The organism is Eubacterium oxidoreducens, assembly GCF_900104415.1.
Taxonomy (GTDB): domain Bacteria; phylum Bacillota; class Clostridia; order Lachnospirales; family Lachnospiraceae; genus Eubacterium_C; species Eubacterium_C oxidoreducens.
The window spans coordinates 21,629-44,671 of the sequence record NZ_FMXR01000013.1; the positions used below are offsets into that span (position 1 = coordinate 21,629).

16 protein-coding genes, 1 pseudogene and 1 riboswitch are annotated in these 23,043 nt (G+C 41.1%); of the genes and pseudogenes, 13 read left to right on the forward strand and 4 right to left on the reverse strand.

Features of this window, described 5'->3' with window-relative positions; genetic code table 11:
- Window positions 1-11: 11 nt before the first annotated feature.
- Genes BLS20_RS09045 through BLS20_RS09055 form a run of 3 tightly spaced genes read left to right on the forward strand, consistent with a single transcriptional unit; the run spans window position 12 to window position 3,385 of the window.
- Window positions 12-560 carry a DUF308 domain-containing protein gene (locus tag BLS20_RS09045; RefSeq protein ID WP_090174056.1) on the forward strand — a complete coding sequence of 183 codons (549 nt, stop codon included), beginning with the start codon at window positions 12-14 and terminating at the stop codon, window positions 558-560.
- Window positions 561-584: 24 nt separating this feature from the next.
- Complete coding sequence (gene trkA / locus BLS20_RS09050; protein ID WP_090174057.1) at window positions 585-1,943, forward strand: Trk system potassium transporter TrkA; 1,359 nt, start codon at window positions 585-587, stop codon at window positions 1,941-1,943.
- A 5-nt stretch (window positions 1,944-1,948) separates the two neighbouring features.
- Window positions 1,949-3,385, forward strand: coding sequence for a TrkH family potassium uptake protein (locus BLS20_RS09055; RefSeq protein WP_090174143.1), 1,437 nt, complete (start codon window positions 1,949-1,951; stop codon window positions 3,383-3,385).
- Window positions 3,386-3,423: 38 nt separating this feature from the next.
- Here the strand turns inward: BLS20_RS09055 and BLS20_RS09060 are convergent, their stop codons facing one another.
- The 4 genes from BLS20_RS09060 to murC all read right to left on the reverse strand — a co-directional run bounded on the left by BLS20_RS09060 (window position 3,424) and on the right by murC (window position 8,452).
- On the reverse strand, window positions 3,424-4,599 hold the full coding sequence (locus tag BLS20_RS09060) for a ribose-phosphate pyrophosphokinase (protein WP_090174058.1): 1,176 nt from the start codon (window positions 4,597-4,599) through the stop codon (window positions 3,424-3,426).
- A 97-nt stretch (window positions 4,600-4,696) separates the two neighbouring features.
- Window positions 4,697-5,689 (reverse strand): ATP-binding protein, encoded by a 993-nt coding sequence (locus BLS20_RS09065; RefSeq protein ID WP_090174059.1) that lies wholly within the window; start codon window positions 5,687-5,689, stop codon window positions 4,697-4,699.
- 20 nt (window positions 5,690-5,709) lie between these two features.
- Window positions 5,710-6,786, reverse strand: a complete 1,077-nt coding sequence (locus BLS20_RS09070) for a DnaD domain protein (RefSeq protein WP_090174060.1) — start codon at window positions 6,784-6,786, stop codon at window positions 5,710-5,712.
- 286 nt (window positions 6,787-7,072) lie between these two features.
- Window positions 7,073-8,452, reverse strand: coding sequence for a UDP-N-acetylmuramate--L-alanine ligase (murC, locus tag BLS20_RS09075; RefSeq protein ID WP_090174061.1), 1,380 nt, complete (start codon window positions 8,450-8,452; stop codon window positions 7,073-7,075).
- 277 nt (window positions 8,453-8,729) lie between these two features.
- Here murC and BLS20_RS09080 point away from each other — a divergent pair.
- The 10 genes and pseudogenes from BLS20_RS09080 to BLS20_RS09125 all read left to right on the forward strand — a co-directional run bounded on the left by BLS20_RS09080 (window position 8,730) and on the right by BLS20_RS09125 (window position 22,770).
- Window positions 8,730-10,005 (forward strand): annotated as a pseudogene (locus BLS20_RS09080) (glucose-1-phosphate adenylyltransferase).
- Entirely contained in the window at window positions 10,002-11,138 is a 1,137-nt protein-coding gene (glgD, locus tag BLS20_RS09085; protein ID WP_090174062.1) for a glucose-1-phosphate adenylyltransferase subunit GlgD, read from the forward strand. Before BLS20_RS09080 ends, glgD begins: the two are co-directional and overlap by 4 nt.
- A 25-nt stretch (window positions 11,139-11,163) precedes the next feature.
- Window positions 11,164-11,436, forward strand: a complete 273-nt coding sequence (spoVG, locus tag BLS20_RS09090; RefSeq protein ID WP_090174063.1) for a septation regulator SpoVG — start codon at window positions 11,164-11,166, stop codon at window positions 11,434-11,436.
- A 317-nt stretch (window positions 11,437-11,753) separates the two neighbouring features.
- Window positions 11,754-12,326, forward strand: a complete 573-nt coding sequence (gene pth, locus BLS20_RS09095) for an aminoacyl-tRNA hydrolase (protein ID WP_090174064.1) — start codon at window positions 11,754-11,756, stop codon at window positions 12,324-12,326.
- A gap of 9 nt (window positions 12,327-12,335) precedes the next feature.
- Window positions 12,336-15,872: a transcription-repair coupling factor gene (gene mfd / locus BLS20_RS09100; protein WP_090174065.1), complete on the forward strand. Its 3,537-nt coding sequence runs from the start codon at window positions 12,336-12,338 to the stop codon at window positions 15,870-15,872.
- Window positions 15,873-15,953: 81 nt separating this feature from the next.
- Complete coding sequence (locus BLS20_RS09105) at window positions 15,954-17,078, forward strand: peptidyl-prolyl cis-trans isomerase (RefSeq protein WP_090174066.1); 1,125 nt, start codon at window positions 15,954-15,956, stop codon at window positions 17,076-17,078.
- Window positions 17,079-17,211: 133 nt separating this feature from the next.
- Window positions 17,212-18,939 (forward strand): ABC transporter ATP-binding protein, encoded by a 1,728-nt coding sequence (locus tag BLS20_RS09110; protein ID WP_090174067.1) that lies wholly within the window; start codon window positions 17,212-17,214, stop codon window positions 18,937-18,939.
- Entirely contained in the window at window positions 18,929-20,677 is a 1,749-nt protein-coding gene (locus BLS20_RS09115; RefSeq protein ID WP_090174068.1) for an ABC transporter ATP-binding protein, read from the forward strand. Before BLS20_RS09110 ends, BLS20_RS09115 begins: the two co-directional genes overlap by 11 nt.
- A gap of 93 nt (window positions 20,678-20,770) precedes the next feature.
- Entirely contained in the window at window positions 20,771-21,286 is a 516-nt protein-coding gene (locus BLS20_RS09120; protein WP_090174069.1) for a shikimate kinase, read from the forward strand.
- 191 nt (window positions 21,287-21,477) lie between these two features.
- Complete coding sequence (locus BLS20_RS09125) at window positions 21,478-22,770, forward strand: UDP-N-acetylglucosamine 1-carboxyvinyltransferase (protein ID WP_090174070.1); 1,293 nt, start codon at window positions 21,478-21,480, stop codon at window positions 22,768-22,770.
- A gap of 121 nt (window positions 22,771-22,891) precedes the next feature.
- A riboswitch (SAM riboswitch) is annotated at window positions 22,892-22,989 on the forward strand.
- Window positions 22,990-23,043 lie beyond the last annotated feature (54 nt).

A 23,043-nucleotide genomic window follows, 5' to 3' on the forward strand; every position in this document is an offset into this window, starting at 1 on the left:
GTAAAAAAACTATGGGAAATATAAAGAATACAAGAAGAATAGATCTTTCATTGACCGTGTTATTCTCATTAATCATTGGAGTGCTTTTGCTTGTATGGCCGATTCAGACATCGTTTTCGGTGGTTAAGATTGTAGGAGTATTGTTGTTGATTTCCGGAATTGTGTCGCTTGTGACATTTTTACTCAGTCCGATTGGAGTGATTAGAATTGCCGGAGGTCTGGTGATTGTGATAATCGGTATTATATTTATAGCAATGCCAGGTGCGGTAATCTGGCTGATTTCGGTTTTAATAGGTATTCTGTTGCTGGTTCACGGAGTGCGTGATTTTAAGCTTGCGCAGGTAATGGAGCGGGAACGAGTGATAGCAATGCTGGTATCTATTGTGACAATTGTGCTGGCGATTTTACTAATCGTCAATGCTTTTGCAGTATGGAGCATAGGCTTAAGACTGGTAGGAATTGCATTAATTGTGGATGCTCTTGGAGATTTGTTCTTGGGTATCAAATCAAAAGGATTTTCTGCCTCAGAGCCGATTGATGTAGAATATAAAGAAAAATAACTGTATCAAATTCGGAGGGAAATCATGCAGATTATTGTAGTAGGCTGTGGAAATGTCGGAAGAACGCTGATTGAACAGCTGGTAAAAGAAGGTCATGATGTGACTGCGGTTGATCTTGACAAAAGCCGTGTAGAACAAGTAGTACGGGAATATGACGTAATGGGCTATATCGGCAATGGCGCAAGTCGGACATTGCTTATAGACGCCGGCGTGAAAAAAGCGGATGTACTTCTTGCCGTGACGGCGGCAGATGAGTTGAACCTGCTTTGCTGCCTCATAGCAAGAAAAGCAGGGGATTGTAAGACAATCGCCCGTGTTCGAAATCCTATTTACACACTAGAGGAAGTGTCTTTTATAAAGGAAGAACTTGGACTATCATTGATTATTAATCCGGAGATGGCAGCAGCACATGAAATTGCACGTTTGATTAAATTTCCATCGGCAATCCGCGTGGAGAATTTTGCCAAGGGTCGTTTGGATCTTTTAGGATGCAGAGTGAAAGAAGGCTCGGAGTTGGCCGGATGTGCGCTGATGGATATTACATCGAAGCACAATGTAAATATGCTGGTGATTGCCGTGCAAAGAAAAGGGGAGGTTGTAATCCCTAATGGACAGTATGTCCTTGAAGAAGGAGATGTGGTCTATTTTGTTGCCGAGCCGACAAAAGTCATGCAGAGCATGAAGAAACTTGGAAATGTGAATCGAAAGGTTCACAAGGTAATGATTATCGGTGGCGGTGAAACTACGGTATATCTGTCTAAGCATTTATTGAATATCGGGATTCATGTGACCATTATAGAAAGCAGCAAGGAAAGATGCGGTGAATTAAGTGAACTGCTTCCAAATGCGCTCGTGATTTGCGGAGACGGAACGGATCGGGAACTTTTGCTTGAAGAAGGCATTGAAAGCATGAATATTGTGGTTGCATGGACCAATTTTGACGAAGAAAATATCATGCTGTCCTTGTACGCACAGCAACATGCCAAGGCGAAGGCAATCACGAAGATTCATAAGATTGAACATGATGAAATCCTTCAGACGCTGGATGTTGGAAGTATCTGTTATCCTAAGAAGATTACGGCGGAGCGGATATTGCAGTATATTAGAGCGATGAATAACTCTATGGGCAGCAATGTGGAAACGCTATATCAGTTGGTGGACGATCGGATTGAAGTGTTGGAATTTGTTGTACGCAGTAATCACGACTTTTTGGGAATCCCACTGGAAAAGCTTCATCTGAAGAAGAATCTTTTGATTGCGTGTATCGTAAGAGCCGGCAAATTCATTATTCCGGGTGGTAAGGATGAGATACGTATGAATGATTCGGTTATTGTAGTTACGATGGATCGAGGATTAGAATGTATTTCGGATATCATGAGGTAGGAAATATGAATCGAGCGATTATTAGATATTTTACTTTTAGAATTATACAGTTGGAGGCTGTGCTGTTGCTGGTTCCATGTCTGGTTGCTTTGATTTATCAAGAGCCTCAGGGGTGGTACTATCTGGGGACTTCCATTGCGTGCGGCATTGTTGGTACACTTGGAAGTATGAGAAAGGTAGAAAATGACAGCTTTTACGCAAAAGAAAGTTTTGTTGTGGTAGCGCTATGCTGGATTGTAATCAGTGCAATTGGAGCAGTCCCGTTTACATTAAGCGGAGAGATTCCTAATTATTTAGATGCATTATTTGAAAATGTATCCGGCTTTACAACAACCGGTGCCAGTATTTTAACAGACGTAGAGGCCTTATCGCATACAGCATTGTTTATGAGAAGCTTTATCCATTGGGTAGGTGGAATGGGAGTGCTTGTATTGATGCTTGCAATTCTGCCAAGAAGCAGTGGAAACAATATGTATTTGATGAGGGCGGAAAGTCCGGGTCCATCGGTAGGCAAATTGGTGCCGCAGATTCGTAAGACGGCAGGGCTTTTATATAAAATCTATATTGTGATTACAGTATTTGAAATAGGAGCGCTTATTTGGTCTAAAATGCCGGTGTTTGATGCCGTGACGATATCTGTGGCAACGACAGGAACCGGAGGGTTTGCGATTTTAAATTCGTCAATCGGAGCATATACGATTGCACAGCAAAATATTATCACAGTATTTATGTTTGTGAGCGGTGTTAATTTTTCGTTTTATTACTTTTTGCTGTTTCGTAAGGTGAAAAATGCTGCGGTTATGGAAGAAGTTCGGTGGTATCTTGGAATCTTTGTAGGTTCTGTGGTTTTGATTTGCGCGAATGCCTATCATAGTTTTGATGGAATGAGAGAATGCGTACATCATGTCGCATTTACGGTGTCGTCAATTCTAACATCAACCGGATTTGCTACGGTGGATTATACAAAATGGCCTGAGTTTTCGCAAACTCTGTTGGTGTTTTTGATGCTGATTGGTGCCTGTGCAGGAAGTACAGGCGGAGGTATGAAGGTATCTCGTTGGGTATTGATGTTTAAAGCTGTAAGAAATGAGATTTCTTATTTGATTCATCCAAGACGAGTCAGACAGGTTCGGATGGATGGACATGTTGTGCCGAAGGAGACTATGAAATCGTTATATTCGTATGTGCTGGTGTATTTCTTTATTTTTGCCGGTTCCGTGATTGTAATAGCCATTGACAATTATGGGTTTGATACGAATTTTTCAGCGGTTGCAGCCTGCTTGAACAATATTGGGCCGGGAATCGGTGAGGTCGGTCCGAGCGGAAATTATAGTGGCTTTAGCAATGTATCTAAGATTGTATTGATGCTGGATATGTTAGCCGGAAGACTCGAATTGTTCCCGCTTCTTATGTTGATTGCACCGACGACGTGGAGAAGATAAAAAATGTCGCTTATGAGAGAATCATAAGCGACATTTTTTTATTGATGTTCTTGCGTATATTTTGTGACAAGAGTTTTAATCTTTTCATATGGATTTAACAGATCACTGACAGATGCATCGTGATTTAAAGTATCAATCAGATAAGCGATATATTTGCTCATATCACAATTGATGTAATATGGTTTAGATAACAGTTCAGGAGACTGGTAACAAAGGTTTGTGGTAACCACTTTATAGATGATACCATCTTCTACCGCTTTATCGAACTTATCGAATCCACTTGTGAACAGACCAAAGGTTGAAATTACAAAGATTCGATTAGCGTTTCTTCTCTTAAGCTCAGCTGCTACGTCAAGCATACTTTCGCCGGAAGAAATCATATCGTCTACAATCATAACATCTTTTCCATCAAGGGATGGTCCAAGGAATTCGTGAGCAACAATCGGATTACGACCATCTACGATACGACTGTAGTCACGACGCTTATAGAACATACCCATATCAACACCAAGTACACTGGCAAGATATACGGCGCGGTTGGTGCCGCCTTCATCCGGTGAAATAACCATCAGATGATCATTATCAATCTTTAAGTCATCGCATTCGCGTAAGATTCCCTTTACAAACTGGTAAGCAGCAGTAACGGTTTCGAATCCGTGAAGCGGAATGGCGTTTTGCACACGAGGATCGTGAGCATCGAATGTAATGATGTTGTCTACGCCCATGCTTGTTAATTCTTGAAGCATTAAAGCACAGTCTAAAGATTCTCTTGAGGAACGCTTATGCTGACGTCCTTCGTATAAGAATGGCATAATTACGGTGATACGACGTGCTTTACCGGCAGCAGCTGCAATTACACGCTTTAAGTCCTGGTAATGGTCGTCCGGAGACATATGATTTTCATATCCACCGAGCTTATAAGTCAGGCTGTTGTTTGTAATATCTACTAATAAATATAAGTCATATCCACGTACGGACTCGTTGATGACGCATTTTGCTTCACCGGAGCCGAATCTTGGAGTGTCTACATCTAAGATGTAGGTGTCACGCTGATATCCCTTAAAAGCCATGGAATCCTTGTGCTGCTGTTGTCTTTCTTCTCTCCAGTGAACAAGATAATAATCTACTTTGTCTGCAATTTCAGTGCAACTTTTCAGCGAAACAATTCCCAACGAACCCTTAGGGATTGTCTCTAAATTTCTTTCGTCACTCATGAAAATGTCCTCCGTCTAATGAATAACTATTAATAATTTATCTTAATGAGCCGAAAACGGCATTTACTACTATAGCACAATTTTTTTGGAAATGAAACTATACATGTATTTTTTTTTGGATACGTATATCATTTCCAATAAGTTTAAGTAATTCATAGTTGCTTGATAATCTAGAAAAGATCCGTTCTGTGTAGGTGTCGGCAATCTGCTGCAAGGAAAGATTCGTGGAGATAATGGTTGATTTTCTCCTGATAATTCTTTCGTTGATACAAGTAAAGAGCTGTGAAGCTGCGCCTGAGTTCCTACCGGTACCAAATTCTGTTCCAAGGTCATCAATGATTAACAAATCGCAGTCTAATATCTGCTCACTATCAAGCAGACCGTCTGTTGCACGTTCAAAGCGGGACTGGATTAACCGGTTAAATAGCTGGTCAGCACTAAAATAGATGACAGAATGACCGGTGTTTAACAGTTCGCGAGCGATACAATTAGACAGGAAGGTCTTTCCGACGCCGGTATCTCCTGTAAAAATGAGATTCTCAAATCTTGTATCGAAGTTACGCACAAATTCGAGAGCTGCCTCATAAGCGTTTTGTGCTAATTGATAGGGCGTCAGCTTCGTAGCTGGATCAACAATATCGGCCGGATAATAGTCTAAAGAAAAGTTAGAAAAGCTTTCTTTAGAAAGTATCTGCTTGATATTGGATTGGCTATATACAAGATCAATGCATGCCTGTTTTAGGCAGTGGCATTTTTGATTGCCTATATAACCGGTATCTTTACAATCCGGACAGGTATAAGATGGTTCAAGATCTTGTGGTGTAAGTCCGTGAAAATGAAACAGATTTTCCTTTTCTTTTTTTAGGTTCTCAAGCTGATGTTCTAAATCGGCCGCTTTTGCACTTTCTTTGGAAATGCCTGCTTTAATGCGTGCAATCGAAAGAGAGGCAATTTGATTGTCAATCTCTAAAAAACGAGGCTCTCTCGCGTACAGAGCCTCTTTTTTTTCTAGTTCTTCTCGATGGTTATGTTGTTGTCTTTCTTCGTATTCTCTCATAATAGAAGAGAATTGACTGTTCGTTAGTGGCATAAATAAATACCTTTCTTCCCTTAGCGATGACTTCCGGTATGAAGTAATTGTTGCTCGAGCTGATCATAATTATAATTTCTTTGTGAAAAATTAGAAAATCCTGAGTTTTTGTTAACGCGCACGTTGTTATTTTTCTTTGGATAGGTATTACGGGCAGCGTTAGCATGATTTTCATCCAAAGCGACAAGATCATCAAGCTTTGTTACTTTCTGCTGATGCCAGGATTCTAATATCTTTTCTACATATTCAAAACTTGGTGTATGAATAGAAGCCATGGTACGATTGCAGGCTTCGCTAATCAGGTCTGCAGAAAATCCAAAGTCCTTGCTCCAATGATTAATCGTTTGAAGTTCGGAATCCACAAGATTACGTCCTTTTATACCAAAGGCTTTCATAACAGCAGTATGAGATTTGGTATAAATTTTATTATTGGCTTTGGCTTCAGAGACGGTCTGATAACCTTTCTCATGCCAGGCAAGCCCGGTCTTTTCGATATATCGAATGGAAGAATGTCCTTTTTCTATACAATATTCAATAAGATATTCGATAAGTTCAACCGATAAGCCTACTTGATCGTGCAGATATAATAAGGTCTGACAATCTGTATTGGAAAGTGTTCTTCGCAGATAGGTTTCGGCGATAAACAGTAATTCTTTGATATCGGCCTTCTTTTTGAATCCGGATATTTCATCTAGAGAATATTCGTGTTTTGTCGGATTTTGCGCTGGGACATCCGGTGCAACAGGCGTTACAGGTGTTGGTGGCTGCGTAATATTTGCATGCAAAGAAGACTGTGCGCTATGAGGAGCTAAAAAGCAGATGCTTGAAAGCTCACAATCTGCATCATAGTCAAGGCGAATAAGATTCTCCTTTTCCCAGTATTTGAGCGCACGACGAATGTCTTTTTCGGTATGATCGAAAAAGTCAGCCATGTGTGTAATTGATAACTGCGCATTTGGCGCATGAAGAAGCCGAAGCAGATACAGGTATACTTTGACGTATTCTCCATTTGCTTTGGCCATATACTGATCTACAAAAAAATCTGGAATATTAGTATATGAAGATGATTTTTCTGTGCATATTTTAATGTTTGACATATAAAATCCCTACCCCTCATAAGACTGTAAAATGTCTTGAAGATTTTTTTCTAGACGTAGTATAGCATAGCGATTTTAATTTGAGAAGAGGAGTGAAATATGGAAAATATCGGTGGATATATTCTGTGGATAAGTGGATAAATAAGGATGTAAGAATCAAACAAGCGTTGAAAAAACTGCAAAAAACAAAAACTCATGGGCGTGGATAAGTGGCAAAGATATCCACAAAAAAATCCACTGTAGCAAAACACAAAGCAGTGAATTGCACAGTGGAAATAGTGGATAACTATTGTCCGAGAAGATGTTCGCCTATTTTTACAACATCTCCGGCACCCATAGTTATTAACAAATCGGAGTTCATACAATTTTTTAATAAAAAATTTTCAATCTCATCAAAGGATGAAAAATAATACGCTGGTGTGCCGAGTGCTTCGATACGGTCACGAAGGTCTTTGGAACTGATGCCGAGCGTATCGGTTTCACGCGCAGCGTAAATCGGTGGTAATATTACCAGGTCTGCTTTTGATAGCGCTTTTGCGAAATCATCTAAAAATGATTTTGTTCTTGTATAAGTATGCGGCTGAAATACGCAGACGATACGTGCTACCTTACATTTTGCAGCAGCATTTAAGGTTGCGGTGATTTCAGTTGGGTGGTGTGCATAATCATCAACGATGGTGATTTTGCCAAGGCGTCCCTTGAGCTCAAAGCGTCGTTTGGTACCGGTAAAGTGCTTTAGCCCGGCAGCGATTTCTTGAAAGGAAAGTCCGAGACTCAAGGACAATGCAGCAGCTGCAAGTGCATTTTCGATATTATGGGAACCGGGAACGCTTAAGGAAATGGTACCAAGTGATTGACCATGTGCAACAAGTGTGAATGTAGCATGGCCAAGCTCGTCATAGGTAATATCTGTAGCATGGTAATCGTTAGTCGAATCAATACCATACGTAACTACCTGAGCTTTGGTATCTGCAGTAAGCGTATTTGGGTCTTCGATAGAGCCGTTCAAAAAGACGATGCCATCATCTGCGGTTTGGGCAATGAATTTTTGGAAAGAATGACGGATATCGGCCAAATCTTTAAAGAAATCAAGATGATCTTCTTCAATATTAAGTATGATGGAAAATTTTGGATTCAAGTTCAGAAAACTATTGGTGTATTCACAGGCTTCTGTAACAAAAATATCGGAATGACCAACCTTGATGTTGCCGCCAATGACATCTAAGATTCCGCCAACGGATATGGTCGGGTCACTTCCGGCGTCAATCAGAATCTGTGCAATCATGGAAGTTGTAGTTGTCTTACCATGTGTACCGGCTACGGCAACAGAGTTGGCAAAATGATCGAGAATCTGTCCAAGAAGTTCTGCCCGGGAAAGAAGCGGAATGTTCGCTTCCTTGGCAGCGACTAATTCAGGATTGTCAGCGTGAATCGCAGCTGTATATACAACAATATCGATATCCGCAGTGATATTGTCAGCGCGTTGACCGTAATGAATCGTGCAGCCTTGCTCTTCGAGCTGCTTTGTCAAAGGGGACTCTTTTACGTCCGATCCCATGACAGTAAAACCACGGCGAACCAATACCTGAGCAAGTCCACTCATGCTGATGCCGCCAATGCCCATAAAATAAATATGACACGGTTTGTTAAAATTTATTTGATACATATTAACTAAATGCCTCTTTTCTATTATCAAATGAAATCATTATGTACTATTAAATAGGAAATAATGACATTTTTCATTATAACATGTCTAAATAAAAAAAAACGCACGATATATTCCGGAAATATATAGAAAAATAATGAGAATTGCACAAATAAACTATAAAAATTATTGATAATATGTTATAATTTACTAGTAAATTTTGAGGACGTAAAATTTATAGATAAAAACAGCAAAATATCATGATGTACTATTTTTTACAGCAACAGGAGGTGGCATTATGTACAAAAAAGAAATGATAGCGATGCTGCTTGCGGGGGGCCAGGGAAGTCGCCTGGGGGTGCTAACGGAACAGGTTGCAAAGCCTGCGGTATCCTTTGGAGGAATATATAGAATTATCGATTTCCCACTTACGTAACTGTATTAATTCGGGAATTAATACAGTGGGAGTGCTGACGCAGTATCAACCACTTCGCTTGAATGTGCATATTGGAATCGGTATTCCATGGGATCTTGACCGCAATGATGGTGGTGTTGCAATATTACCGCCATATGAAAGTACGGATGGTTCGGACTGGTATAGTGGAACGGCGAATGCGATTTATCAAAATATCAGTTATCTGGACAGTTATGATCCGGAATATGTACTGATTTTGTCGGGCGATCATATCTATAAGATGGATTATGAAGTGATGCTTGATTTCCATAAGAAGAATGGAGCATCGGTAACGATTGCAACAATGCCGGTTCCGCTTGAGGAAGCAAGTCGATTCGGAATTGTGGTTACGGATGAGGATCATAAGATAAAGGAATTTGAGGAAAAACCGGAGAATCCAAGTTCGAATCTGGCTTCGATGGGAATCTACATTTTCAATTATAAGCTTCTTAGAGAAGTGCTTATGGAACTGGCAGAAGTAGATAATTGTGATTTTGGAAAGCATGTGATTCCTTATTGCCATGAGCATAATGAACCGATTTTTGCTTATGAATTTAACGGTTACTGGAAAGATGTCGGAACGCTTAGTTCGTATTGGGAGGCGAATATGGAGCTGATTGATATCGTTCCGGAATTTAACCTGTATGAGGAATATTGGAGAATCTATACGAAGCAGGATATTATCAGCCCGCAGTACATTGGACCGAAGGCGAGCGTGGAAAAGTGTATTATCGGAGAGGGAAGTCGGATATATGGAGACGTCAGCAATTCGGTAATTGGAGAGGGCGTTATCATAGAAGAAGGTGCGGTTGTTAAAGACTCCATTATAATGAGCAAAACAAGAGTCGGAGCAGAGGCGATTGTACAAAAAAGTATTATTGCGGAAAACTGTGATATTGGCGAGAAGGTGGTTTTGGGAGACGGAGAAGAAGCTCCAAATAAATTAAAACCTGCAATTTATACAGACGGACTAGTAACGATTGGTGAGAATTCGGTTATTCCAAGAAGAATGAATGTCGGAAAGAATACGGCGATTGCCGGAGTCACCGAGCCTGAGGATTATATTGATGGCCGGCTTGAAAGCGGGGGATCTATTATAAAGGCAGGTGATAAGTCATGAAAACAGTAGGAATTATTTTGGCTGGTGGTAACAGCTACCGAATGGAAAAATTGACAGAGAAAAGAGCAATTGCGGCAATGCCGATAGCGGGAAGTTATCGTTGTATTGATTTTGCACTTAGTAATATGACCAATTCTCATATTACCAAGGTTGCGGTTCTGGCACAGTACAATGCAAGATCACTGAATGAACATCTAAGTTCTTCAAAATGGTGGAATTTTGGACGTAAGCAAGGCGGCTTATACGTATTTAATCCAACCATTACGATGGATAACAGTTATTGGTATAGAGGAACAGCAGATGCCATTTATCAGAATCTGGACTTTTTAAAGAGATGTCATGAACCTTATGTCATTATCTGTGGTGGAGATTGCGTTTATCAAATGGATTTTGGTAAACTCCTTGATTATCATATTGAGAAGAATGCAGATATCACGGTTGTGGTAAAGGATATGCCTCTTAGCGAGGATGTAAGTCGATATGGAATCGTACGGATGGATGAAAAATCGCAGATTTATGATTTTGAGGAAAAACCGATGGTGACGCAGGGGCATACGGTATCAACCGGAATCTATCTGATGAGAAGAAGAATGTTGATTTCGATGCTTGAGCAGCTTGCGCTTGAGCAGCTTGCGCTTGAGCAGCGTCATGATTTGGTAAATGATATTTTGATTCGATATAAGAATATGAAGAAAATCTATGGATATAAACTCGAAAGTTATTGGTCGAATATCGCATCTGTGGAATCTTATTACAAAACGAATATGGATTTCTTAAAACCTGAGATTCAAGAAGAGTTTTTCTCGGGAGATAATCCGGCGATTTATTCGAAGGTGGATGACTATCCGCCGGCAAAATATAATACCGGAAGTATGGTTCGAAACAGCTTGATTTCAAGCGGTTGTATTATAAATGGACAAGTAGAGAATTCTATATTGTATAAAAAAGTATTTGTGGGTTCTAATTGTGTGATTCGCAACTCTATCATATTGAATGATGTGTATATAGGAGATAATACGCATATTGAGAATTGTATCGTAGAAAGTCGTGGAACCTTAAAGGCGAATTCTTACTATAGTGGAGAAGATGGAATAAGGGTTGTATGCGAGAAGAACGAACGCTACATGATCTGACAAAAGTAGAAAGGGGACTGAAATTATGCAGATTACGGATGTGAGACTCAGACTGATTGAGAAGGAAGGCAAGATGAAGGCGGTAGCATCTATTACAATTGATGATGTATTTGTAGTTCACGATATCAAGGTAATAGAAGGTGAGAAGGGATTGTTTATTGCAATGCCGTCCCGTAAAGCATCAGATAGCGAATATCGTGATATTGCGCATCCACTTAATTCAGAGGTAAGAGATTATATTTCGGGTTGTATCATGGAGAAATACCATGAGGCATTACAAGAAGCCGGAAAAGAATAAGAGTTGTATGGACAAAAGAGGATAACCTGATTCTCATACGTAATCTTGGTCGGCCCGATTTGGGAAGTGAGGCAGCTGCTCAAGATTGCGGATAAAAAGAGAATGGGGGGAGGATTTTGGGAAACGATTGTGTTGGGGAACACGCGTTTAACACGAGAGAAGCAGCGGATTTCGATTCGTTGCTTTTCTTGTTCTTGAATTGAAACAGCATATTTTCATTCTTAACAGAATTTGCTATAATGCACAAAGAAAAACTCGAAAAGATAAAGAGATGAGCTTTGATGAAAATAAGATTAAGAAAACGACAGGAGAATATCATGTATCTGATAGCCGGTTTGGGAAATCCAACAACAAAATATGAGAAAACAAGACATAATGTAGGGTTTGATGCGATTGATGAATTGGCAAAGACTCATAATATTGATTTTGATCAAAAGAAGCATCATGCAATGTGCGGCAAGGGAATGATAGCAGGACAAAAAGTCATGCTGATGAAACCGCTTACCTATATGAATAACAGTGGAGAGGCAATTGCAGATGCGATGAATTTTTATAAATTGGATCCGGCGACGCAGTTGCTTGTGATTTATGATGATATATCACTAGAACCGGGGAACATCCGGATTCGTAAGAAAGGAAGCGCGGGCGGTCACAATGGTATCAAGGATATTATTGCGATGATAGGTTCGCAGCAATTTGCAAGAATTAAAATTGGTGTTGGGGAAAAGCCGAAAAACTGGGATCTGGCTGATTATGTTCTTGGAAAATTTGATAAGGCAGACAGGAAGTTGGTTGATGCAGCAATTGAGGAAGCCTTGCAGGCGGCGCAGTTGATTGTCGGTGATGATATAGAAGAAGCAATGAATCAATTTAATGCAAAGAAAAAATAAAGGAAACACATGAACGTTTTTGTAAAACCGATGGAAGCTCTAACGCAGCTTTCTGAGATAAAAGAGAAACTGAAAAAAGAAAGTGGGATTTTCCAGGTGTCGGGGTGCACAGATGCCGGAAAGTCCCATTTGATTTATACTATGGCGAGAACAGCCGCTGTGAAATTGCTAGTGACTTATAGTGAGCAGCGTGCAAAACAGCTTTTAGAAGAATATGCAATTTATGAGAAGAATTGTTGTTACTATCCGGCGCGAGATATTTTGTTTTATCAGTCGGATCTAAAAGGTGGTCTGCTAAAAGATGAAAGGCTTCGTGTGCTGCGTGCGCTGACGAGCAATGAAAAAGTTACGGTCGTGACGACCTTTGACGCGTTGTTTGATCGGATGGTCAGACCGAATGATTTTAAAGAAAGCTGTATAGAACTTAAAAGTGGCAATGAGGAAGATCTAGAAGCGCTGAGCAGTCGGTTGACACAGATGGGGCTTGAGCGTGTCGGACAGGTAGAAGCTCCGGGGCAATTTTCGGTCCGCGGTGGCATTATGGACATTTATTCCATGACTGAGGAGATGCCGTATCGAATCGAATGGTTTGGAGATGAGATTGATTCGATACGTTATTTTGATCCTGAAAGTCAAAAGTCCGTCACTTTTGGTCTGGATGTAGCCCGGATTTATCCGGCATCTGAGATGTGTCTTACAGAGGATGAGAAGATTGCCGGAAAAAAGAAAATTGAAAAGGAAATATTCGAGCGGATTGAACTTCTAAGAAGGGAAATGAAGACGGAACAGGCATTTCAGTTAAAGACCATTTATGCAGAGCTTTGTGATGAACTAGATGGTCTAGGGGAAGGCATGCGTATCGAAAGTTTTTTGACGTATTTTAAGAAAGAAACAGCAACGCTGACGGATTACTTTGATCCTTTACGAAGTATTATCTGTCTGGATGATCCAATCCGGCTGATGGAGCTTGTGGCAACCACACAAGAAGAGTATACGCAGTCAATGGAACGACGCATCGAGACCGGCAATCTGATAGAAGGTCAGCTGGCGATGCGCTGTGAGTTTAAGGAAGTAAAAAAGAAACTGGATGCATTTGCAGTATTATCTTTGTGCGCACTTGAGACAAAGGTAAAACCGCTTGCGCCAAAAGCCGGCGCAATGGTGCAGATGCAGGCGGTAAGTCCGTATAATAACAGTTTCGATCTTCTGGTAAAAGATTTAAAACAATATAGGAAAAAGAATTATAAAATCTTGATTTTGTCCGGTTCTAAGACTAGAGCCGAAAATCTGGCAAATGATTTGCTTGAACAGGGACTGACGGCTTTTTATTCGGAGGATATGAACCGAACGGTGCAGCCCAAAGAAGTGATGGTGACCTATGGAAAACTTCGCAAGGGATTTGAATATCCAAAGGCGCAATTTGTAGTGATTTCGGAAAGTGACATTTTTGGAACAACAAAGAAGAAAGTCCGCCGAAAGGTTCGCTACGAAGGGGAACATATTTCTGATTTTTCGGACTTAAAGGTTGGCGACTATGTTGTTCATGAGAGATATGGACTTGGAATCTATCGGGGAATTGAGCAGGTAAAGAGTGCGAATACGTTAAAGGATTATTTGCTGATCGAATATGCAAAAGAGGAAAAACTGTATATTCAGGTGGCACAACTAGAAGCTTTGCAAAAGTATGCAGGGCGGGATGCGAAGAAAGTAAAGCTTTCAAAGCTTGGCGGTCAAGAATGGATTAGGACGAAGCAAAAAGTGCAGTCTGCAGTATTGGATATTGCGCAGGAACTGGTGGATTTGTATGCCATCAGACAGAAGGAGCAAGGATATGCATTCGGTCCGGATACTGTGTGGCAGACGGAGTTTGAAGAACGTTTTCCGTTTGAGGAAACGGCGGATCAGATAGCAGCCATTGAAGATACGAAGCGCGATATGGAAAGCAAGAAAATTATGGACCGGCTTATCTGTGGGGATGTAGGATACGGAAAGACGGAGATTGCGATTCGTGCGGCATTTAAAGCGGTACAGGAACATAAGCAGGTAATCTTTCTTGCGCCGACGACAATACTGGCGCAACAGCATTACAATACATTTGTACAAAGAATGGGAGATCTTGGTGTTGAAATTGAATTGCTGTGCAGGTTTCGAACGGCAGCGCAGATTAAAGAATCGTTGAAAAAATTGAAAAAAGGAACCGCAGATATTGTAATCGGTACGCATCGTGTGCTTTCTAAGGATGTCGAATTGTACGATCTGGGACTTTTGATTATTGATGAAGAGCAGCGATTTGGCGTTAAGCATAAAGAAGCAATCAAACAGATGAGAAAGAACATCGATGTGCTTACACTTACGGCAACACCGATTCCGCGAACGCTTCATATGAGCCTTATTGGAATTCGTGATATGAGTGTGCTTGAAGAGCCGCCGATTGATAGACTTCCGATTCAGACCTATGTTATGGAATACAATGAAGAGATGATTCGCGAAGCCATACAAAGAGAATTGCTTCGTGGAGGACAGGTGTATTATGTGTTTAATCGTGTTGCACAGATTGCAGAAGTTGCAACGGTGATTCAAAGAATTGTTCCGGATGCAGTTGTGGCATATGCACATGGACGCATGAATGAGCGAGAACTTGAAGATATCATGTATGATTTTATGAATGGTGAGATTGATATATTGGTGTCTACAACGATTATTGAAACCGGACTTGATATTTCCAATGTCAATACCATTATTATTCAAGATGCGGATCGTTTTGGCTTGTCTCAGCTTTATCAGTTGCGAGGACGAGTAGGACGCTCAGCAAGAACGGCGTATGCATTTTTGGTGTATAAAAAAGACCGTGTTTTGAAAGAAGTTGCAAGGAAGCGTTTAGAGGCAATTAAGGAATATACACAGCTAGGAAGCGGCTTTAAGATAGCGATGAAAGATCTGGAGATTCGAGGTGCAGGGAATCTGCTCGGAGCTAAGCAGCATGGTCATATGGAAGCAGTTGGGTATGATTTGTATTGTAAGATGCTCAATGAAGCGGTTGCGCGCCTAAAAGGAATTCCCGTTCAAGAAAGCTTTGAAACAAAGATTGATCTAAAGGTGGATGCATTTATTCCGGAGAGCTATATTGCAAATGAAAAGCAAAAGCTGGAAATCTACAAGGATATTGCAATGCTTGAGGATGAAGAACAATCACAGGAGCTGATTGCGGAATTGATTGATCGTTTTGGAGAGGTGCCGCCAAGTGTTGAGATGCTGATTACGATTGCGCTTTTAAAGGCTAAGGCACATAGCTGTTATTTTACGCAGGTGCGACAGTTAGAAGACGAAATCGAATTTACATTTTTTGAGCATGCCAAGATTAATACGGCGAAGATGGCGCCTTTACTGGATGGTTTTGATGGGGCGCTGCGTTTTGGACAAAATGCCAAGACGCCGCAGCTGATTTACAACCGAAAATATTCCTCGAGACAAAAAAATGAGACTTTGATAGAGGCAGTTACGAAGATATTAGACAGCGCTGTTTCGCAGCTTTTGGACTTTTCTTAGCAGCTTAAGAAGGGATTGCATCTCGCTTGGATTCATTTTATAATAGTTTGGAATAAATTTTACAACAGGAGAATATTTAACATGAAATATAAAAAGATAACTGCAGGAGCTATGGCAGCAGTTGTGGCCGGTATGACATTGGTTGGAGGCTGTGGCTCAAAGATTGATGCGGATGCGGTGGTAGCAACTCTTGATGATAAAGAAATCACGCTTGGATATGCGAATTTTGTAGCGAGATATCAGCAGGCAACTTATGATTCTTATTATCTTGCTTACATGGGAGATGATATGTGGAGTCAGGATATGACAGGATCCGGAGAGACTTTTGAAGATTCCGTGAAGGAAGAAGTGATGCAAAGTATTGAAGACAGCTATGTACTAGACTCGTATGCAGAAGAATATGATGTGGCACTTAGTGAAGAAGAACTAGCTGAGATTGAAGAAGTTGCACAAAACTTCATTGCGGATAATTCTGATGAAGCGATCGAACAGATAGGTGCTACGAAGGAATACGTTGTGGAGATGTTAAGACTCAACCAGATTAATTCTTTGATGTATGATGCAATCGTTGCGGAAGTGGATACGAAAGTGTCGGACGAGGAAGCAGCGCAGCGAGCTATTTCATATGTAGAAATTGCAACGGATTCTTATACAGATGATGATGGCAATACCGTTGATTATACAGATGAGGAAAAGGAAACACTTGCACAGGATGCGAAAAAGTTTGCGAAGGCTGCAAAGAAAGGCTTTGATGAAGCAGCGGAAGATGCTGGCTATGAAGTGCAGACAGATACGTACGGATCTGCAGAGGATGATGATGCAACTCTTGATACGGCCGTATTGCAAGCTGCAGATGAACTGAAGGAAGGTGAGACTTCCGGGGTTGTTGAGACAGATACTGCTCTTTATGTAGTAACGGTTACAAGCGATTTTGATGAGGAAGCGACAGAGACGGAAAAGGAAGAAATCGTTTCGGAAAGACAAGAAGAGTATTATGAAGAAGTGCTTGCCGGATTTGAAGCAGAAGTTGAGTGGACTGTGGATGAGGATGTGTGGGCTACCGTAACATTTGATGAGTTGTTTACAACAGAATCGGATGAAACAAGTACAGATGAGGATGCAACTGCAGATGAGACAACAGAAGGCACAACTTCTGATACATCCGCAGATGAGACAACAGAGGGCCAAACCTCACAAGCGGAATAAGAAGAGTGAACGTATTGAGCTGCCGAATGATTGTCGGCAGCTTTTGTTTTAGCCAGAGTGTGAGTAGGCGAAAATAAAGCTTTATAAGCGAAGGGTGACCTTGTAAGAAAACGCGGATTATGAAGGAGAGTGTATGAACGAGCTATTATCACTGCTTAAACAATATAAGGCACAGACAGTTTTGGCACCGGCTTTCAAAATGATAGAGGCGGTGTTAGAACTATGTGTACCATTGGTGATTGCATCGATGATTGATGATGGAATTGCACTTTCCGATATGTCGCACGTAGGGCACTGCGCAGTGCTGTTAATTGTTTTGGCGGCGCTTGGTATGGGATTTTCCGTGACAGGGCAATTTTTCTCTGCTTATGTGGCGACAGAAGTTTCGACAAGCCTTCGGGAAAAAATATTTGCAAAAGTACAGCAGTTATCCTTCGCACAGTTGGACGAGGCAGGATCTTCTACGCTGATTACCAGATTATCTTCAGATGTAAATCAGGTGCAGGCCGGAGTGAACCTTTCCCTGCGACTTCTTTTACGCTCGCCATTCGTCGTATTTGGAGCAATGGTAATGGCATTTACCATCCATATGAAGATAGCCGGATTATTTGTTCTTGTAATAGGTTTGTTGGCTCTTTGCATTGGGATTGTAATGAAGTATACACTGCCGCAGTACGAGAATCTGCAGCGACATCTTGATGGTCTTCTTATGCGAACCAGACAGTCTCTTATGGGCGTTCGGCCGATACGGGCATTTGGAAGAGAACAGCGAATGGAAGAGGATTTTGTTGCAGCCAATGATGAAATGTTCATGCGCCAAAAAAAAGTAGGAAATATTGCAAGTATTATGAATCCGCTGACATTTGCAATTGTAAATGGAGGCCTTGCAATATTGCTGTATTTTGGCGGGGATCAGGTAAATACCGGCATTCTTTCACAAGGAGAAATGGTGGCACTTGTGAATTATATTTCGCAGATTTTAGTAGAACTTGTGAAATTTGCCAATTATTTAATTACGGTAACGAAATCGATTGCTTGTGCAAAACGAATCGAGGAAGTGCTCAGACTCGAGCAGATGCAGCAAAGTGGCAAGAAACATCAGATGGATACAGATGCAATGCTGACGTTTGACAATCTTGTTTTCTCCTATAAAGAAGGGGCAAATGCAGCATTGGAAGGAATTAACCTTTCTATTAAAAAGGGGGAGAAAATCGGTGTGATTGGTGGTACCGGAGCGGGGAAATCAACGCTTGCGGCGCTGGCAATGGGGCATTATGCTGCGACCGATGGCAATGTCTTTTGGGAGCAGATTAATATCTTAGACCTAGAACCTAAAATGCTGCGAGGCAATATGGCGTGGGCAGAGCAAAAACCTAAGCTGTTTAAGGGAACGATACGTTCTAATTTGAGGATGGGAAAAAGAGATGCAACAGAAGAAGAGATGTTAGAAGCACTTAAGGGTGCGCAAGCGTATGAGTTTGTCAGTGAATTGGACAAGGGACTTGATGCGCTGGTAGAACAAGATGGAAGCAATTTCTCGGGTGGTCAAAGACAGCGTTTATCAATTGCGCGTGCACTGATTAGAAAGCCTAAGTTGCTTGTGTTAGATGACTGTACATCGGCGCTGGATTATGCGACAGATGCAGCTTTTCGACATTATGTGCAGCAGTCTATGCCGCAGACAACCGTGATTTGGAATTCTCAGCGAATTTCGGTTATGGAGCATATGAATCGGGTGTTGTTATTAAAGCATGGAAAGATGGTGGCGCTTGGCACACATGAGGAGTTGCTGAAACGCTGCGAAGAATATCGGGAAATCAGCGCTGCACAAGGTAGGAAGGAGCGGTCATATGAAGCGTAGAACTACGATGAAGACGCTATTTGGCTATCTGAAAAGTCAGGTAGGATATGTTGTGCTTTCTTTTGCGGGAGCATTTGCCGGTGCAGTCATTAGTTTATACATACCGCTTCTGACCGGTCGTGCAGTGGACCAAATGATAGGAGCCGGTCAAGTGGAGTTTGCTGTTTTGACCGATTTGATTCAAAAGATTGTACTATGCATAGTGATGGGTTTTTTTGCCCAGTGGCTTACAAATTACTGCAACAATGCGATTTCGTTTGGGGTTTCACATGCAATGCGGGAAGACTTTTTTTCAAAGATGAAACGAATTGCACTAGCAAGAATGGATCAATATGCATATGGTGATTTGGTCAATCGGATGATTTCGGATGTTGAACAGGTGTCGGACGGACTTCTTTTAGGAGCAAACCAGTTGTTTTCCGGGTTGGTAACGATTGTGGGAACATTGATTTTTATGCTGCTTATGGATGTACGAATAACGCTGGTTGTAATCTATCTGACCCCGATTAGCTTGCTTGCGGCAACATTTATTTCGAAAAAAACCTACCATTTATTTCAAAAACAATCAAAACTTAGGGCACAGGTAAGTGGGATTGTGAACGAAAGTGTTTCTGGTGAGAAATTGATTCAGGCATACGGACAGGAAGACATCATAATGGAGGAGTTTGCAAGGAGCAACCATGACTTAAAGGTGATATCGAGAAAAGCAACGTTTTATTCTTCTTTGGTCAATCCGGGGACACGATTTATCAATGCTCTTGTATACATGGCGGTGGCTCTTGTCGGAGCAATCAGTGCCCTGCGTGGTTTGATTAGTGTAGGACAGCTGACAGTTTTTTTGAGTTATGCAAATCAGTATACAAAACCATTTAATGAAATAACAGGGGTTGTGACGGAATTGCAAAATGCATTAGCCTGTGCCGGTAGAATATTTGATTTCTTAGAAGAAGAGGAAGAACAAGAAGAAGCAATGCAATTTCCGGGCGAAGTGAAGGGAAATGTTACGTTTGAGAATGTCAGCTTCTCCTATGAGCCGGACAAGCCTTTGATTCAAAATATGAATATTGAGGCAAGAGAAGGACAATTAATTGCCATTGTTGGACCGACGGGATGCGGAAAGACGACGTTGATTAATTTGCTTATGCGGTTTTATGAAGTCGATGATGGACGCATACTGATAGATGGGAAGGATATTGCAGATTATTCGCGCCAGAGTCTTCGCGCGCAGATGTGTATGGTTTTACAGGATTCTTTTTTGATTCAGGGAACAATTCGTGATAATATATCTTTTGGCTTAGAACAGATTCGCCGGGAGGAAATCGTAAATGCAGCAAAAGCAGCATATGCAGATGAGTTTATTATGCAGCTTCCGCAAGGTTATGATACGGTATTGGATTTTGAGGCGGATACCCTTTCGCAGGGACAAAAGCAGCTGCTTTGTATAGCAAGAGCGATGCTTCATTCGCCGGCAATCATGATTTTGGATGAGGCGACATCTTCTGTCGATACATTGACGGAACAAAAGATTCAAAAAGCATTTCATAAATTGATGAAGGGAAGGACAAGTTTTGTTGTTGCACATCGACTTTCTACTATAATGAATGCAGATTGTATTTTGGTTATGAATGATGGAAAGATTGTAGAGCGAGGAACGCATGAGCAGCTTTTGAAAAAGGACGGATTTTACCGTAAGTTGTATGAAAGTCAGTTTGATGCAGCGGTAGCCGGCAAGGAGTAAGGAAGATATAGAGCGAGTCTTGACGTTATGCAAACGATTATGCGAATATAAGATTTGCGCAAAATAAATCAGAAGGAATAAAGAGTAGATAGGATGAAAAAAGAAAATATCGTTTTAATAGGAATGCCGGGAGTCGGTAAAAGTACAATTGGTGTCATATTGGCAAAAGTAATTGGATATCATTTTATGGATGCGGATTTATTGATTCAAGAGCGGGAAAATAAATTGCTGCATGAGATTATCTCAGAACGTGGAACAGATGGATTTATTCAAGTTGAAAATGAAGTGAATGCCGCAATCGAAACATCGCACAGTGTTATTGCGACAGGAGGAAGTGTGGTGTATGGAAAAGAGGCGATGGAACACTTAAAAGAGATCGGCCATGTCGTATATTTGAAAGTTTCCTACAGACAGATTAGAAGAAGACTGCATAATATCCGAGGACGCGGAGTCGTATTAAAAGAAGGACAGACGCTTGGCGACTTGTATGCAGAAAGAAGTCGGCTTTATGAAAAATATGCGGATGTAGTAGTATCAGAAGATGGACTTAATACGGAACAGACATTGGATTTGGTTGTAAAGACACTCAAAGAAAACGGGTTTATCTAGGGAAAGAGTAAAGAATGTAAAAAAAATGAAACAAAATTGTAATGATTTTAGGGATTTACAAAACGTATCTATGTGCTATAATAACAACGATATAATGTGTAATTATAGGACTATGGTCACATATAATGTGGTTGAGAGGTAAATTGGTGATCATAGAATATAAGTAATAGATTGAGATATAGAGGTGCTTTATGAATCAGTACGTGATTAAGGGTGGAAACCCTCTGGTGGGAGAGGTTGAAATCGGTGGCGCTAAGAATGCTGCATTGGCAATTTTGGCAGCTGCAATCATGACAGACGAAACAGTTACAATTGAAAATCTTCCGGATGTACGGGACACGAATGTACTTTTGGAAGCACTTAGTGGAATTGGTGCAATCGTTGAAAGAATTGATGCGCATACGGTTCGAATTACCGGTGCAACGATAGATACTCTTAGAGTAGATTATGATGCAATTAAGAAAATCAGAGCTTCTTATTACTTACTAGGAGCTTTGGTTGGAAAATATAAAAAGGCTGAGGTGGCACTTCCGGGTGGATGCGCAATCGGAAGCCGTCCGATTGATTTACATATCAAAGGTCTTAAGGCACTTGGCGCTGAAGTAGACATTTCCTATGGATTGGTATCCGCGAATGCCAAGAAACTTGTCGGAAGTCATATTTATATGGATAAAGTTTCTGTGGGCGCTACAATCAATATTATGATGGCAGCCGCTATGGCAGAAGGAAAAACGGTAATTGAAAATGCGGCGAAAGAGCCACATGTAGTTGACGTTGCGAATTTTTTGAATAGTATGGGTGCACAGATTCGTGGAGCCGGTACAGATATGATTCGTGTAAACGGCGTTGCGAAACTTCATAAGACAACCTATGCAGTTATTCCCGATCAGATTGAAGCCGGAACATTTATGTTCGCAGCAGCTGCAACAAAGGGCGATGTAACGGTTAAGAATGTTATTCCGAAGCATCTTGAGGCAACAACTGCGAAGTTACTTGAAATCGGTTGTGAAGTTGAGGAATTTGATGATGCGGTACGTGTTGTCGCGTCAAAAGGACTTCATCATACCTCGGTAACAACACTTCCGTATCCGGGATACCCGACAGATATGCAGCCGCAGATAGCGGTTGTTCTTGGAATTTCAGAAGGAACAAGTGTGGTAACGGAGTCTATTTTTGAGAACCGTTTTAAATATGTAGATGAGTTGACCCGGATGGGTGCAGATATTAAGGTGGAAAGTAATATTGCCATCATTACAGGTGTGGCAGGATATACCGGTGCTAGAGTCAGTGCTCCGGATCTTCGGGCAGGTGCAGCGCTTGTGATTGCCGGACTTGCAGCGGAAGGAATTACCACAATTGATGATATTCATTTTATTCAACGCGGATATGAAAGATTCGAAGAAAAGATGCGTGGATTGGGCGCCGTCATGGAGCTCGTTACGTCTGAAAAAGATGTTCAAAAATTTATGATTAAAGTTTCTTAAGGAAAGCGTTACAGATAGAAGGAATGTCTTAGCGTATTCAATTAAATAAATGACCGGGTTACATTTTTCTTGACAGAAAAGGAAAAAAAGTGTAACCTAACACATGGTAACTATATAAGTTCTCTTATTAAGAGTGGCAGAGATACATAGGATCGTGGAAGCCACGGCAACCCCCTTTGAGGAAGGTGCCAACCTGAGCGAGCAATCGAACAATAAGAGGATTTGATGAGAATGTGTCGAATCCGCTCATGATATGCAGCGGATTATTTTTTT